Annotated in this window: 12 protein-coding genes; 7 read left to right on the top strand and 5 right to left on the bottom strand. The window is 71.5% G+C overall.

Annotated elements, in window-relative coordinates:
* Positions 1-12: 12 nt before the first annotated feature.
* Positions 13-2325, bottom strand: coding sequence for a molybdopterin-dependent oxidoreductase (locus BO39_RS15310; RefSeq protein ID WP_043834855.1), 2313 nt, complete (start codon positions 2323-2325; stop codon positions 13-15).
* Between the two features lie 206 nt (positions 2326-2531).
* Here BO39_RS15310 and BO39_RS15305 point away from each other — a divergent pair, with 206 nt between their 5' ends.
* Positions 2532-3554: an SDR family oxidoreductase gene (locus BO39_RS15305; RefSeq protein ID WP_043834853.1), complete on the top strand. Its 1023-nt coding sequence runs from the start codon at positions 2532-2534 to the stop codon at positions 3552-3554.
* 380 nt (positions 3555-3934) lie between these two features.
* Positions 3935-5344 carry an O-antigen ligase family protein gene (locus BO39_RS15300; protein ID WP_043834851.1) on the top strand — a complete coding sequence of 470 codons (1410 nt, stop codon included), beginning with the start codon at positions 3935-3937 and terminating at the stop codon, positions 5342-5344.
* Positions 5345-5443: 99 nt separating this feature from the next.
* On the opposite strand, the gene BO39_RS31120 is transcribed toward BO39_RS15300, so the two are convergent.
* From BO39_RS31120 to BO39_RS34980, 3 genes are all read right to left on the bottom strand, one after another.
* Positions 5444-5665, bottom strand: coding sequence for a DUF1328 domain-containing protein (locus tag BO39_RS31120; RefSeq protein WP_478212678.1), 222 nt, complete (start codon positions 5663-5665; stop codon positions 5444-5446).
* A 60-nt stretch (positions 5666-5725) separates the two neighbouring features.
* Positions 5726-6922 (bottom strand): Zn-dependent hydrolase, encoded by a 1197-nt coding sequence (locus BO39_RS15290; RefSeq protein ID WP_043834846.1) that lies wholly within the window; start codon positions 6920-6922, stop codon positions 5726-5728.
* A gap of 82 nt (positions 6923-7004) precedes the next feature.
* Positions 7005-8465 (bottom strand): calcium-binding protein, encoded by a 1461-nt coding sequence (locus tag BO39_RS34980; RefSeq protein ID WP_052402143.1) that lies wholly within the window; start codon positions 8463-8465, stop codon positions 7005-7007.
* Positions 8466-8674: 209 nt separating this feature from the next.
* On the opposite strand from BO39_RS34980, the gene queA reads away from it, so the two are divergent.
* Genes queA through queG form a run of 4 tightly spaced genes read left to right on the top strand, consistent with a single transcriptional unit; the run spans position 8675 to position 12412 of the window.
* Positions 8675-9748, top strand: a complete 1074-nt coding sequence (gene queA / locus BO39_RS15280) for a tRNA preQ1(34) S-adenosylmethionine ribosyltransferase-isomerase QueA (protein WP_052402142.1) — start codon at positions 8675-8677, stop codon at positions 9746-9748.
* On the top strand, positions 9745-10899 hold the full coding sequence (tgt, locus tag BO39_RS15275) for a tRNA guanosine(34) transglycosylase Tgt (RefSeq protein WP_052402141.1): 1155 nt from the start codon (positions 9745-9747) through the stop codon (positions 10897-10899). Before queA ends, tgt begins: the two co-directional genes overlap by 4 nt.
* A complete protein-coding gene (gene queF / locus BO39_RS15270) occupies positions 10896-11354 on the top strand; it encodes a preQ(1) synthase (protein ID WP_043834844.1) in 459 nt (152 codons plus the stop codon). The genes tgt and queF overlap by 4 nt, the downstream gene beginning before the upstream one ends.
* The gene (gene queG / locus BO39_RS15265) at positions 11351-12412 is read left to right on the top strand and encodes a tRNA epoxyqueuosine(34) reductase QueG (RefSeq protein ID WP_043834842.1); all 1062 of its coding nucleotides are present in this window, start codon (positions 11351-11353) and stop codon (positions 12410-12412) included. Before queF ends, queG begins: the two co-directional genes overlap by 4 nt.
* On the opposite strand, the gene BO39_RS15260 is transcribed toward queG, so the two are convergent.
* Entirely contained in the window at positions 12391-13125 is a 735-nt protein-coding gene (locus tag BO39_RS15260) for a GntR family transcriptional regulator (RefSeq protein WP_043834840.1), read from the bottom strand. The two genes, queG and BO39_RS15260, sit on opposite strands and share 22 nt — an antisense overlap.
* Before the next feature lie 668 nt (positions 13126-13793).
* Between BO39_RS15260 and BO39_RS15255 the strand changes: the two genes are divergently transcribed.
* Positions 13794-14618 carry a transglycosylase SLT domain-containing protein gene (locus BO39_RS15255; protein ID WP_245615179.1) on the top strand — a complete coding sequence of 275 codons (825 nt, stop codon included), beginning with the start codon at positions 13794-13796 and terminating at the stop codon, positions 14616-14618.
* Positions 14619-14693 lie beyond the last annotated feature (75 nt).

The following is a 14693-nucleotide window of genomic DNA, read 5'->3' as shown; positions in this document are numbered from 1 at the left end:
CAGATCCTTGAATCACCTTCCCTCGTCAAGCACCACCACCCGCCGCGGCGGTCGGTGCACCGAAACCTCCGGCAAGGCACCCAGCCAGGCCTCGACCTGCACGAGGCAGGATTGTGCGGCGCAGCCCTGCCCGAGCGAGGAAGTGCCGATATCCTGTGTCAGCACGTTCGCGTTGCCGTGCACGCAGAGCAGCCCTGCTTCCGTCTCCCTCGGGTCCCACCAGGCCCCGGTCGACATGGTCACCACGCCCGGCCGCAGCCCCTCCTCCAGCACGAGGCCGGCGAGGGCCGCGCCGCGGTCGTTGAACACCCGCACCACCTGCCCCGTCACGAGCCCGCGCGCGGCGGCGTCAGCGGGGTGCATCCGGATCGGCTCCCGCCCCTGCAGCTTCCCTGCCCGCGCCGCGCGGGCAGGATCGAGCTGTCCGTGCAGCCGCGTCGCCGGCTGGCTGGAGAGAAGGTGCAGCGGGAAGCGCGAGAGGTCGCCGCCCAGCCATTCCCGCGGCGCCTTCCAAACGGCATGGCCCGGCACCTCGGGATCGCCGAAGCCCGCGACCGTCTCCGAGTAGAGCTCCACCTTTCCGGAGGGCGTAGCCAGGGGCGCCGCCACCGGATCGGCCGCGAAATCGGCGAAGCCGACGAAGTCCCGCTCGGGCGGGCTGAACTCGATATGCCCCTCCGCCCAGAAGCGGTCGAACTCCGGCACCCCCGCCCCCATGGCCGCGCAGGCCCGGCGGAAGCGGTCGTAGAGGTGCCGCAGCCAGGCGCCCTCGTCCCGCCCTTCGGTGAAGCGCTCGCGGTAGCCCAGCGCCTCAGCGATATCGGCGAAGGCGTCGTGGTCGTTCCGCGCCTCCCCCTGCGGCGGCACGGCCCGATGCATCGCCCGCAGGAAGCGGTCGCGCGACGAACTCGCGATGTCGTTCCGCTCCAGCGTCGTTGTCGCCGGCAGCACGATATCGGCGTGGCGCGCGATGGAGGTCCACCAGGGCTCCGACACCACGATCGTCTCGGGCCGAGAGAAGGCGCGCGCCAGCCGGTTCAGGTCCTGGTGGTGGTGAAAGGGATTGCCCCCCGCCCAGAACACCATGCGGATATCCGGTAGAAGGATATCGCGCCCGTTGTAGCGCAGCACCTCCCCCGGCCGCTCCAGCAGCTCCGTCACCCGCGCCACGGGGATCGAGACACCCACGGGGTTGCGCGCGGCGGGCAGGTTCACCGTCGGCAGCTCCCGCCGCGCAGTTCCCATGCCGTTGATGCTGCCATAGCCGAAGGCGATCCCCTGGCCGGGCTTGCCGATGCCGCCCAGCACGCTCGCCAGCGCCACCAGCGCCCACCAGGGCTGCTCGCCGTGCTCGGCGCGCTGGATGGACCAGGTGGCCGTGACCATCGTCGGTACCCGCGCTGCCTCCAGCGCCAGGGCGCGTATCGTGGCCGCCGGTACGTCGCAGAGGGCCTCGGCCCATTCCGGCGTCTTCGGAACCCCATCCGCCTCGCCCGACACATAGGCAAGCAGCCGGTCCCAGCCGGTGGTGCAGCGGGAGAGGAAGTCCCGGTCCTCCATCCCGGCCTCGACGATGGCATGGATCATCGCCAGCACCATTGCCGTGTCGCCGCCCGGCCGCATCGGTACCCAATCGGCCTTGAGGAACTCCGCCGTATCGCCCCGCAGTGGGCTGATGTTGACGAAGCGCAGCCCCGCCTCCGCCGCCCGGCGCATCTGCGGCACGTATTCATGCGCCCCGCCCCCGCCCGCGGTCACCAGCCCGTTCTTCAGCGGCAGGCCGCCGAAGCACAGCATCAGCCGCGCGTTGCCGATGATGCTGCGCCAGTCCGTCGCTGGCCCCGTGACAGGATCGTTGGTGCCCAGCACATGCGGCATCAGCGTCATGCCCGCGCCGTAGGAGTAGTTCGTCACCTGGCTGGTAAAGCCGCCGCCCAGCCCCAGGAAGCGGTGCAGCTGGCTCCGCGCGTGATGGAAACGCCCTGCCGAGGCCCAGCCATAGGAGCCCCCGAGGATCGAGGCGTCTCCGTGCTCGGCCCGTACCCGCGCCACCTCCTCGGCGACCAGCCGCGTCGCCCGGTCCCAGGAGACGGGCACGAAGCCGTCCCGACCGCGCGGGGAGCCCCGCCGCGCCCCGCGCAACCAGCCCTCCCGCACATAGGGCCGGTCGATCCGGCACTCGGCATGGACGAGATCCGGCATCCCCTCCACGAGCGGATTGGGCCAGGGATCCCTGGCGAAGGGGCGCGCGCCGGTGACGCGGCCATCCTCCACCACGGCGTCGAAATAGCCCCAGTGGGCAGCATGCGGAACGATGACGGACATGACCGCGGACCTTCCGCCTTCGGGCCGCTTCGATCAACCGCACCGGTCCCACCCTCGAAACTGGGCCCCGGCGGGGGGCGTTCTGTTCCGCGACGCATAACGGCCGTACGGGCCGCGGACCAAGCGACCGCACGGCGCCACCCCCTCCCCCGCATCAGTCCCGCGCCCGCCGCGCGAACCACCGCGCCCACCCAGGAGATCTCCGCATGGACCAGTCGAACGACAGCACGCCCTCGCGCCGCCAGATGATGGGCGGCGTGACCGCTGGTGCCGCCATGGCTGTTGCCTCGAACGCCCTTGCCCAGGGGACGAGCCAGGGCGCGGAGACCACCTCCCCCCTGCCACTCGCGGTGCCGCGTGACCCGCGCGACGAATACCCTCGCCCGCCTTTCCCGCGGCAGACCCAGGCCGCCCCCGGCCTCGCCGGCCAGATGAACCCCCGCCCCGACCATGGCGAGACAAGCTACCGCGGCACCGGCCGCCTCGCCGGCCGCAAGGCACTGATCACCGGCGGCGATTCCGGCATCGGCCGCGCCGCCGCGATCGCCTACGCCCGTGAGGGCGCGGACGTCGCCATTGGCTACCTCCCCCAGGAGCAGGCCGACGCCGACGAGGTGCTGAAAATTATCCGCGAAGCCGGTCGCAAGGCCGTCGCCCTGCCCGGCGACATCCGCGACGAGGCCTTCTGCAACCAGATGGTCGAGACCGCGGTGCGCGAGATGGGCGGCCTCGACATCCTCGTGAACAATGCCGGCAAGCAGCAGGCGCAGAAGTCGATCACCGACATCACGACCGAGCAGTTCGACGCGACCTTCAAGACGAATGTCTACGCGCCGTTCTGGATCACCCGCGCCGCGGTCCCGCACCTCAAGCCCGGCGCCGCCATCATCATCACCGCCTCCGAGCAGGCCTACGACCCCTCGGCTATCCTCTTCGACTACGCCCAGACGAAGGCCTGCAACGTCAGCTTCGCCAAGTCCATGTCGAAGCAGCTCGCCGAGAAAGGCATCCGCGTGAATGCCGTGGCGCCCGGCCCCTACTGGACCGCGCTCCAGCCCTCTGGCGGTGCTCTGCCCGAGGCCCTGGAGCAGTTCGGCGCCAAGACCTCCCTCGGCCGTCCGGGCCAACCGGTGGAAATCGCGCCGGTCTACGTCCTGCTCGCAAGCCAGGAATCAAGCTTCACCACCGGGCAAGTCTTCGGTGCCTCGGGCGGTGGCGGATTTCCCTGATTTCGCCTTGCTGCGCTGGAGAGGGTTCCGCCCTCTCCAGACCTCACGCGCCGAAGGGTTGAGGCCCTTGGGTCCCCGCCTGGGTGGTGCGGACGCGGTGATCCCGGCGGGTCAGCCTATGCGTGCCCTTCCCGTGCGTGCAGTCACCTCGGGTTCATGAGCCGAGGTGCACCGGCCGTGGAGGCCTTTCAAACCAACAGAAAAACCGATGGGGAGAGGGACGGGCAGAGGAAGAATTCCTTCTTCCTCTGCTCGGAGTCACCAACGACTCCAAATCGGGCTCATCGCCTCCCCCAGGCTTGGGCCCTGCTCTTCCGGGCGCTAGAACCCGCCGGAACGCCTGAATCCAGGGCGTGACCAACCACCGGGCGAGAAGTCGCATGGCGTCGCGTGACGAAACCGGGGCCATCGGGCCCTTCCCTCAGCGCCCGGTCCTTTCGGCCCATCCGCGCCTGCGGCTTGGCGGCAGGGACGAGGTGCCCCCCGTCGTGCCGCCGCTTCCGCCGGGGATCCTGCCCGAGAACCGGATCAGCGAGTACGACGACGCCCCCGGCTTCGGCGCCCTGAACCGCGGGCCGCCGCGCGCCTGGTGGTGGAACGCCTCCCTGCCGCTGGCGGTCGCCGCCGCCATCGCCCCCACTGTTACCGTGCTGCAGTTCCGGGCCATAGCGCCGCTGGCAACCATCGCCATGCTGCTCGCGGTTCTTGCCCATCGGCGGGAGCGCGGCCGCTGGCCCTGGCCGCGCGCGCTCGCGGTGCCGGTGCTCGTCCTGCTTGCGGCCTTCGGAGCCGTTTCCGTTCTTTGGTCACCCGAGCCGCGCTGGGCACTCGCCGCCGCGGGAAGTCTTGCGGGTCTCGCCCTGCTGGGTGGCGCCTCGGCCGTGGTGGTGGAGGACGAGACTCTTTCCGGCCGCCGGGCCTTGGGATGGTGCATCCTCGGGGGCCTCGCCGTCGGCCTGTTGCTCGGCGCCTTCGACAATGCCACCGGCCAGTCCGTTCGCGCGGCTGTTCGGGGCCTCGCCGAGACGCGGCCGGGGCTTGAATTTGGCCTCAAGCCCGCGGCCTCCTTCATGGCGCTGCTGTTGCCGCTCGTGCTGAAGGCGCGCTTGCCGGAGGCGCTGCGCTGGGTGCTTCTCGCGCTCGGCGCCGTCCTCGTCTTCCTGATGCCGGGCGAAACCGCGAAGATTGCGGGCCTCGCAGGGCTTGCCGTGGCGGCGCTCGTGCGCGTCGGCGGGCGGGGGGTGTCGAACCTCGTCGCGCTTGTCCTCGCGGGCAGCCTGCTTGCCACGCCCGTCCTCCTGCCGCTGACGCTGCGCCCGGACATCGCGGCGGAGATGCCACGCTCCGCCCTGCATCGCATGCTGATCTGGGATTTCGGCCTCGAGCGCGCGGCCGAGCACCCGCTTCTCGGCTGGGGGATGGAGGCGAGCCGTAACCTGCCGGGCGGGCGCGACAATCCCTCGGACGCCTCGATCGCGCGCCTGGGCGTGAGCCCGACCGGCGCCAATTCCTGGCTGCGCGAGCCGGGCATCGAGCGCATGTCGCTCCACCCGCACAATGGCGGGCTTCAGCTCTGGCTGGAGTTGGGCGCGGTGGGGTTGGTGCTGGGTTCGCTCGCGACCCTTGCCCTGGGCTGGGGTGCCACGCCGATGGCGGCAGGCGTACTCGCCTCGGCCGCGGTGAGCTTCCTTGCGTCCTTTGGAGTCTGGCAGGGCTGGTGGCTCGCAAGCCTCGCCTTCGCTGGCGCCCTCGCGGCGGGGCTCTCGGTGCGGCGAGGCCAGGAACGCTGAAGAACGTGCTTTCGCAAAAAAGCCCGGGGAGAGAGGGAAGAATTCCTTCCCCTTCTCCCCGGAATAGTCGGTGACGTCAGCGGGGGGAGAAGCCGGTCGCTAAACCCCGCGCCCGCGTCCCATGAAGTTCATCAGCAGCATAATCACGAACAGCGCGATGAAGATGTAGAACAGGATCTTCGCGATCCCGACCGCAGCGCCGGCGATGCCGCCGAAGCCGAGCACGCCCGCGATCAGCGCGACGACGAGGGCGATGATCGCCCAGCGCAGCAAACCACCTTCAGCCATATTACCCTCGCTCATGATTGTGACGAGGATCAAACAAGGCCGAGGCTTGTAAGTTTCGGCGGCGCCCTATCACGCCGCCGTTTCGTGCATTGATCAGCCCTGCAGGATACGCCGCGCGCCCTCGGCCAGCACGCGCATGCCTAGCGCCAGGTCCTCTTCCGCGGTGTCCTCTGTCCAGTGGTGGCTGATGCCATTGATGGAAGGTACGAAGAGCATCGCTGCCGGCATCACGCGCGCGAGGTACTGCGCGTCGTGTCCGGCGCCCGACGGCATCCGCTGCCAGCGCTTCGGCGCCAGCGATTCGGCTGCCCCCGCCAGCGCGTCCTGCAGCGCCGGATCGCAGACGGCGGGGGTGGAGAGCGACATCGCCTCCAGCACCGCGGGGCAGCGCTCCCGCCGGTTGCTCTCGGCCACGCAGCGGCGCAGCACCACCTCCAGCCGCCGCAGCACGTCGATGTCCACGTCGCGGTACTGGAACAGGATCTCCGCGCCGCCGGGGATGATCGAGGGCGCGCCGGGCGAGAGCGCGATGCGCCCCGCCGTCCAGACCGTGCGCTCGGCGCAGTGGCGCGGGAACTCCTCGTCGATCATCGCGAGCAGCCGGACGGCCGTGAGGCCGGCATCGCGCCGCTCCGCCATCGTCGTCGTGCCCGCGTGGTTCTGCTGCCCCGCGATCGTGATCCGCCACTGCCAGATGGCGACGATCCCCGTCACGACCCCGACGCCGAGCCCCTGCGTCTCAAGCTGCCGCCCCTGCTCGATATGCATCTCGAGGAAGGCCTTGTAGCGGTCCCGCTCCACCTGGAGGCGCGGCCGGCCCTCCAGCCCCGCCTCGCGCAGCGCCTCGCGCAGCGGCTTGTCGTGGTAGCGGTTGGCGAGGCGGTCGATCTCTGCCTCCTCCAGCAGGCCGGTGAAGGAACGGCTGCCGATGAAGCTGCCGTAATGCCCCTCCTCGTCCGCGAAGACGGCGACATCCACGGGAAGCCCGGCACGCGCCAGGTGCAGCGCGGCCACGCAGCCGAGCGCGCCGTCCAGCCAGCCCGCCTCGTTCTGGCTCTCCAGGTGGCTGCCCGCCAGCAGGTGCGGGCCAGGCTTCGGACTGCGGCCGAGGATATTCCCGATCCCGTCGATCTCCGCCTCCAGCCCCTCCTCCCGGAGCCGGCCGACGAACCAGCGCCGGGCCTCCATGTCCTGGGGGGAGAAGGTCGGGCGGTGCACACCGGTCTTGAACGCGCCGAAGCGCCGCAGCGCGTGCAGGTCCGCCAGGAACCGGTCCGTATCCACCACCATGCGTGCGCATCCCCGCTCTTGCCGCGGGTGGCACCCTAGGCCGGTTCGGCCGCCCGCGAAATTGCCCCGGGGGCCCCGTGGCTCAGGCCAGCCAGCCGTCGGGCGCGCGCAGGCCGTCCACCATGACCTCGAAAGCCTCGAAGCCCGAGACGGAGACGCCGAGCAGCTCGTCCGTCCAGGCCGCGCCCTCCTTCGGCCCGGCCTCGATCCAGTGGGCGAGGGCGGCAGCGGCCTCGCGCACCTCCTGGTTCTCCCAGTACCCCGCGTCGATCGCCAGCCGCAGCGTATCGTGCCCCGCGCCACCGAGGAGGATGTCCGGCATCGTCTCGCGGTTCGCGAAGGCGTGGATCACGAGGTCGTTCCCGTCCCCGCCGAGGATGATGTCCGCCCCCGCCCCGCCGTTCAGCGTGTCGTTCCCTTCTCCGCCGCGCAGCATGTCCCGCCCGGCGCCGCCGAGCAGGAGGTCGTCCCCGGCGGCGCCCAGCAGCGTGTCATCCCCCGCGCCCCCGGAAAGCGTGTCGTTCCGCGCCCCGCCCGCCAACTCGTCGGCACCCGCGCCGCCGACCAGGTCAAGCCCCCCAGGCCCCGCATGGCCCGGCCCGGCCGGCCCACCCTTGCCTGGATCGGGGGGGACAGTGGGATCGCTCTTGCCGGGATCGGAGGGCGGCGTCGGATCGCTCTTGCCGGGATCAGTGGGCGTCTCGGGATGGGAAGGCAGGGTGGGATGATCCTTGCCGGGCTCCGAAGGCGCGGTTGGATCCACCTTGGCCGGAAGGGGGGGCGCTGGATCGGGCGTGGCGGAGCCGCCGGTCGGCTCCTGCTTTCCTCCCGTCGCCGGCGAGGTCGCGCCCGGCTCGGCCGGCGCCGTCGGCACGCTGACGACCGGCGGCAACGGCGGGCCCACGGCCTTGGTTGGCTCGGCGACGATGGGCGTCACCGCTTGGTCCACCACGGCCGGCACGGTCGAGGTGGTGGCCGTCGCCGGTTGGTCGTGCGCCGGGTCGGCGGGTGGCGTCGGGACCACCGTGGGCGCCACCGGCTCGATCACCGGAACCTCCACCGTCGGCAGCGCGGCCCCTGCCGTGGCCGGCACCGTCACGGGCAGCACGGCGACCGAGACCGGCGCCTCCACCGCGGGCACGACCGCTCCCCCTGCGGCAAGCTCGACCGTCGGAAGCACCGGCAACGGAAGCACCGGCAACGGAAGCACCGGCTCCTTCACCGTGGGCGCTACAGGCACGGTTTGCACCACCGGCGGCCAGACCTCCGGGATCGGCGGCGCGGTCACGACCGGCACCGGCGGAGCGGCGGCCGCGGGCGGCGCGACGGCGCTCCCTGGGGTGGCCACGTCCGTCGCGCCCGGCGCGACCACGCCGCTGCCCCGGCCCGTGCCCTCCGCAAAGTTCCGCATGGCCGCCGGCGCCGCCCCGCCATCCGGCACGCTGCCCCCCCATGCCAGGATCGCCTGGAGCGCTGCCTTGTGCAGGCTGCTCACCGCATCGGCGGCGGTATCGGCGGACCAGGTGGCCTCGGGCAGTTCCACGAAACGTTTACCCTTCGTAAAGGATAGGTTTTTGAGACATCCCGCCGAGGGTTACAAGGAAAGACTTGATTAACTATTTTGACCGTCCCGTGATCTGCGGCGCCCGTCCGCACCCCATTGCTTGTCCTGGGCGGAAGGGCTAACCGCCCCCGCCCCCTGAACGGCCCCTTCCCCTGTCCCTGAACACGCCCCCCGCCCCGCCGCGCCCGCTGGCCACCGCCGACTTCGCCTTCGACCTGCCGGAGGCGCTGATCGCTCAGTCCCCGGTCCGCCCGCGCGACTCCGCCCGCCTGCTCCGCGTGGCTGACCAGCCGGAGGATCGGGGCGTGCGCGACCTGCCAGACCTGCTGAACCCCGGCGACCTCATGGTCGTGAACGACACCCGCGTGATCCCGGCCCGCCTCCGCGCCCGGCGCGGCGAGGCCCGCATCGAGATCATGCTCAACCGCGCGGAGGCGGACGGCACCTGGCATGCCCTGGTTCGCAACGCCCGCAAGCTGCGCGTGGGCGACGTGCTGGCCATCGAGGGCGCGCCCGAGCTGGCGCCGCGCGTGGTCGAGCCGCCCGAAGGCGGTGCCGTCCGCCTCGACTTCGGCCCCGACCAGGCGGTGCTGGCCGCCGCGCTGGAGCGCGCGGGCGAAATCCCCCTGCCCCCCTACATTGCCCGCCCCGAGGGCCCCCGCCCGGAGGACCGCGATGACTACCAGCCGATCTTCGCTCGCACCCCCGGCGCCGTCGCCGCGCCGACCGCCAGCCTGCACTTCACGCCCGAACTCCTCGCGGCGCTGGAGGCGCGCGGCGTCGCCCGCACCACCCTTACCCTGCATGTCGGCGCCGGCACCTTCCTGCCGCTGCGGGGCGAGAACCCGCGCGCCGGGCACCTGCACGCCGAATGGGGCGAGGTGACGGAGGAGGCCGCCGGGGCCATCAACGAAACCCGCGCCCGCGGTGGCCGCGTCGTCGCCATCGGCACCACCGCGCTCCGCCTGCTGGAGACCGCGGCGCGCGAGGACGGCACCGTCGCCCCCTTCCGCGGCCTCACCGACATCTTTCTCCTCCCCGGCCACCGTTTCCGCGGCGCCGACCTCCTCCTCACCAACTTCCACCTGCCGCGGAGCACGCTCTTCATGCTCGTCTGCGCCTTCGGCGGAACCAGGCGGATGAAGCGGGCCTATGCCCACGCCATCGCCGCCGGCTACCGCTTCTACTCCTACGGCGACGCCTGCCTCATCGCCCGCGATGACGCAGAGGCTGCGTCAGACGACGCGGAAGCCGCCGCATGAACGGTCCTCTCAACTTCTCGGTGCAAGGCCGCGATGGCGGCGCCCGCGCCGGCACGCTGCACACCGCGCATGGCGACGTGCCCACCCCCGTCTTCATGCCCGTCGGCACTGCCGGCACGGTGAAGGCCATGACGGCGGATGCGGTGCGCTCCACCGGCGCGCGCATGGTGCTCGGCAACACCTACCATCTCATGCTGCGCCCTGGCGCCGAGCGCGTGGGCCGCCTCGGCGGGCTGCATAAACTGATGGACTGGCAAGGCCCCATCCTGACGGATTCCGGCGGCTTCCAGGTCATGTCGCTCGCCGGCCTGCGGAAGATGGACGCGGACGGCGTCACCTTCCAAAGCCATATCGACGGCAGCAAGCACCGCTTAACGCCGGAGCGAAGCATCGAGATCCAGCACCTGCTGGATGCCGACGTCACCATGTGCTTCGACGAGTGCACCCCCTTCCCCGCCACGCATGAGCAGGCGGCGAAGAGCATGCGCCTCTCGATGAAATGGGCCGCCCGCTCGCGCGAGGCCTTCCGCCCGCGCGACGGCTACGGCCTGTTCGGCATCCAGCAGGGCAGCGTCTTCGAGGACCTGCGGGCCGAGAGCGCGCAGGCGCTAACCGATATCGGCTTCGAGGGCTACGCCATCGGCGGCCTCGCGGTCGGCGAGGGCCAGGAGGAGATGTTCCGCACCCTCGACTTCTCCGTGCCCATGCTGCCGGCCGAGAAGCCGCGCTACCTCATGGGCGTCGGCACCCCCGCCGACATCATCGGTGCCGTCGCGCGTGGCGTGGACATGTTCGACTGCGTGATCCCCACGCGCTCCGGCCGCACGGGGCGGGCCTATACGAGCCGCGGCGTCCTCAACATGCGCAACGCCCGCCACGCCGACGATGCGTCCACGCTGGACCCGGAATGCGATTGCGTGGCCTGCACGCGGCATTCCCGCGCCTATATCCAGCACCTCATCCGGGCCGAGGAGATGCTCGGGCCGATGCTGCTGACCTGGCATAACATCCGCTACTACCAGACCCTCACCGCGCGGCTTCGCGCCGCCATCCTCGAAGGCCGCTTCGAGGCCGAGGCCGCCGCGATCGCGGCGAAATGGGAGACCCCCGCCCCGGCCGAGCCGCCATCGAAGGAGGAGACGACCTCATGAACCACGACTCCGGCCTGACGCAGCTCGGCCGATTCACCGCCCAGCCGAACAGCCCCGAGGAAGCGGTGCTGGAGCGCGTGCCCAACCCGCACAAGGGCACGCATTACGTCGCCCGCTTCACCGCGCCCGAGTTCACCTCCCTCTGCCCGATCACCGCGCAGCCCGACTTCGCGCATCTGGTCATCGACTACATCCCCGGCGAATGGCTGGTGGAGAGCAAGAGCCTCAAGCTCTACCTCACCTCCTTCCGCAACCACGGCGCCTTCCACGAGGCCTGCACCCTTGATATCGCCAAGCGCCTGGTGGACCTGCTGCAGCCGGTGTGGCTCCGCATCGGCGGCTACTGGTACCCGCGCGGCGGCATCCCGATCGACGTCTTCTGGCAGACCGGCGCCCCCCCGGCTGGCGCCTGGATCCCCGACCAGGGCGTGCCGCCCTATCGCGGCCGCGGATGAAGGCTGACGCGCGCACGCTGATCCGCGACGAGGCCCTGCGCCTGGGCTTCGACGCGGTCGGCTTCGCGCGCGCCGAACTCGGCCCCGAGGTGCGGGACCGCCTGGCCGATTTCCTGGCCGCCGGCATGCACGGTGAGATGGGCTGGATGGAGGGCCGCGCCGAGCAGCGCGCCCACCCGCAGGCCCTCTGGCCCGAGGCCCTTTCGGTCGTTTCCCTCGGCCTCTCCTACGCCCCCGCCGACGACCCGCTCGCCAATCACGCCCATCCCGACCGCGGCACCATCAGCGTCTATGCCCGCCACCGGGACTACCATGACCTCGTGAAGTCCCGCCTGAAGGCCCTCGCCCGCTGGATGGTCGCGCGTTTCGAAGCCCCCGGCGTGAAGGTCTTCGTGGACACCGCCCCCGTCTCGGAGAAGCCGCTGGCCCAGCAGGCCGGGCTCGGCTGGCAGGGCAAGCACACGAACCTCGTCTCCCGCGCCCACGGCTCCTGGCTCTTCCTCGGCGAGGTCTACACGACTCTCGCCCTGGAGCCCGACGCCCCGCATGCCGACCGCTGCGGAAGCTGCACGCGCTGCCAGGTCGCCTGCCCCACCGACGCCTTCCCCGCGCCCTATCGCCTCGATGCCCGGCGCTGCGTCTCCTACCTCACCATCGAGCACCGTGGCCCGATCCCGGAGGAGCTGCGCCCCCGGCTCGGCAACCGTATCTATGGCTGCGACGACTGCCTGGCCGTCTGCCCCTGGAACCGCTTCGCGACGCCGACTTCCGTCCCGGGCCTTATCGCGCGTGAGGACCTGACGGCGCCGCGCCTGGCCGATCTCGCCGGCCTGGACGATGCCGCCTTCCGCGCGCGTTTCTCGGGCTCTCCCATCAAGCGGGTCGGTCGCGGCCGCTTCGTTCGAAACGTGCTGAACGCGATCGGCAACTCCGCCGACCCGTCGCTCCTCCCCCTCGCGCAGTCCCTGGCAGGGGACGAGGACCCCGTCGTCGCCGACAGTGCCCGCTGGGCGGCCGCCCGCCTCGGCTCAGCGACTCAGGTCAGCTCCACGGCGTAGCGATGCGCGCGGGTGTCGAGCCGCGTCACCCGCATCTCCACCGGGCGCCGCGCGGCGTCGAAGGTCACGCGGTCGATCACCAGCAGCGGCGTGCCCACGGGCAGGCCGAGCACCGTCGCGTCCTCCTCCGTCGCCGCAGCGGCCGAGAGCACCTCCTCGGAGCGGACCACGGTAATGCCGTGCGCGCTCTGGTAGTGCACGTAGATCTCCGTCCCCAGCTGCTCCGGCGCCAGCGGCAGGCTGAGGCCCATAAACAGCGCGGCCGGCAAGGTGATCCGCTCGACGATCCGCGGGGTTCCGTCCAGCCGCCGGCTGCGGTCCACCCGGTGCACTTCGGCCCCCGGCTCCAGCTGCAGCCGCGACGCCTCCTCGGGGGTTGCCGGCCCCGTGGTCACCCGCGTGATCAGCGATTCCGGCTCCGCCGCCCGCCCGTCCGGCGTGCGCACGCGGAAGAACTGCCCCAGCGCCGCGCGGCTGGTGTGCCGCGCCACATAGGTGCCGCGCCCCTGCCGCCGCTCGATCAGGTGCCGCCGCTCCAGCCCCGCCAGCGCGCGCCTCAGCGTGCCCGGGGAGACGCCCAGTTCGTGCGCCAGCTCCGGCTCGGCTGGCAGCGCCTGGCCCGAGGTCCAGGTTCCGGAGACGATCCGCTCGTTCAGGATGGCTTCGACCTGGGCATAGAGGGGTCGCGCGTCCGGCCGGCGCAGGTCGCTCACGTGACGTTTCCACAATTCATGGCTGGCCCCATCCTATCACCCCCACCCGCGCGCAGGCGAGGGCGCGGCCGGAAAGGGAGAAACCGCGCCAGAATGGGCGGTAGTAGCCCCGGTCCGAGGGCATCTCCCAACCGAATCGGTCCTTCATTGGTCTTGTGTCTTATAGAGGACCATGGCACACGTCTTTCGCCGCCGTCTAAGACGGGCCGGGTTTAGGGTAGGAAACAAACGGGGACGACGCGGAGTCCGCCAGTTTGGCACCGGTCAGGCCACTGCCTCCGGACGCCCGGCGATCCGTGTCGTCACCCACAAATCTCCCTGCGCATCTCCCATCCGCCGACACCCTGTGCCACCCGCACGCCCTTCTGCGTGAACGGGCGGCTTTATTGTATTCGCAAGCAGAATCCCGCCCACCGGCGCCTCCGCTCAAGTAATCGCCGATGCGCGAATACTGCCATCTGATCAGCAAGCAGAATGCCTCGGGCCGATGTTGGCGTTCCTGAAGCGATGACCTCCGCTGGACTGGGCTGCGCGGCCGCCCAACTCAACCCGCAACCGAAACCTCTTGCGCGCTTACTCGCCTTCCTGTTAGCGCTTCCGCCATGACGTCCGCGCCCCCTCCGTCGGCTTCCCCCGGCCGGCAGATCAACGCGGCGTTCCCGTGCGCGATGCCGCGGAGCGCCCCTCCGACCCGTGCCGAAAGCCCGAGCCGACGATGCCAGGAGGGCGCCCGGTTCGCGCTCGCCTCGCTCCTCGTGCTCGGCCTCGGCGCTCTTGCCGCCGGCTGCGCCTCGGCGGAGGAAACGGGCGACCAGACGGCCGAGGCCGCCGCGCCCGCCCTTGCGGCCCAGGCGGGTTCTTCCCCCGCGGTTCCCGCCAGGCAGCCCGGCGCCCGTCCCAAGGCCCCCTCTCGCCGCCTCCCGCCCGGCATCACCCTCGCCTCCATGGCGCCCCCGGCCGCCGGCCGCCAGTTCAACAGCCCCCGCGCCGCCTGTCTCGATGCCGCCCGGCAGTCGGAAGCCGCGCACAACATCCCCTCGGGCCTTATGGTTGCGGTCGCCCTGGCCGAATCCGGCCTGCACGCCTTCGCCATGAACATCGGCGGCCGCAGCCACTTCCCTTCGAACACCGAGGAGGCCCGGCGCCTCTACAATGCGGCCGGACCCGCGCAGCACCTTATGGCCGGTTGCGTGCAGGTGAATGCCCGCGTCCACGCCGCCGGCTCCGACTGGCCCCTCGACCCCTGGCGCGCCGCCGACTGGGGCGCTGCCTATCTCCGCTCCCACTACGAGAAGTCCGGCAGCTGGGCCGAGGCGCTGCGCCGCTGGAATGGCGGGGGCGCCGCCGGCAACCACCTCGCCTGCCGCGTGCAGGCGAAGCTCGCCGTGGCAAATCCCGGCAGCACCCTTCTCTCCGGCGTCTCCTGCGGCTCCGACCCGCGGGAGCGCCGCAACGGCCGAGCGCTGCTGGAGATCGCCGAGTCCTCGGATTAGCCAGGCGGTCCCGCTGGACGCCATGGGGGCGGCCGCCTTGCCGCCACCCCCGACCGCAGCCATCTGCTCATCCAT

The organism is Roseomonas aerilata DSM 19363 (assembly GCF_000711725.1).
In the GTDB taxonomy this organism is placed as follows: domain Bacteria; phylum Pseudomonadota; class Alphaproteobacteria; order Acetobacterales; family Acetobacteraceae; genus Roseomonas; species Roseomonas aerilata.
The sequence above is the reverse complement of the archived record's forward strand: the minus strand, read 5'-3'. Positions and strand labels throughout refer to the sequence as shown.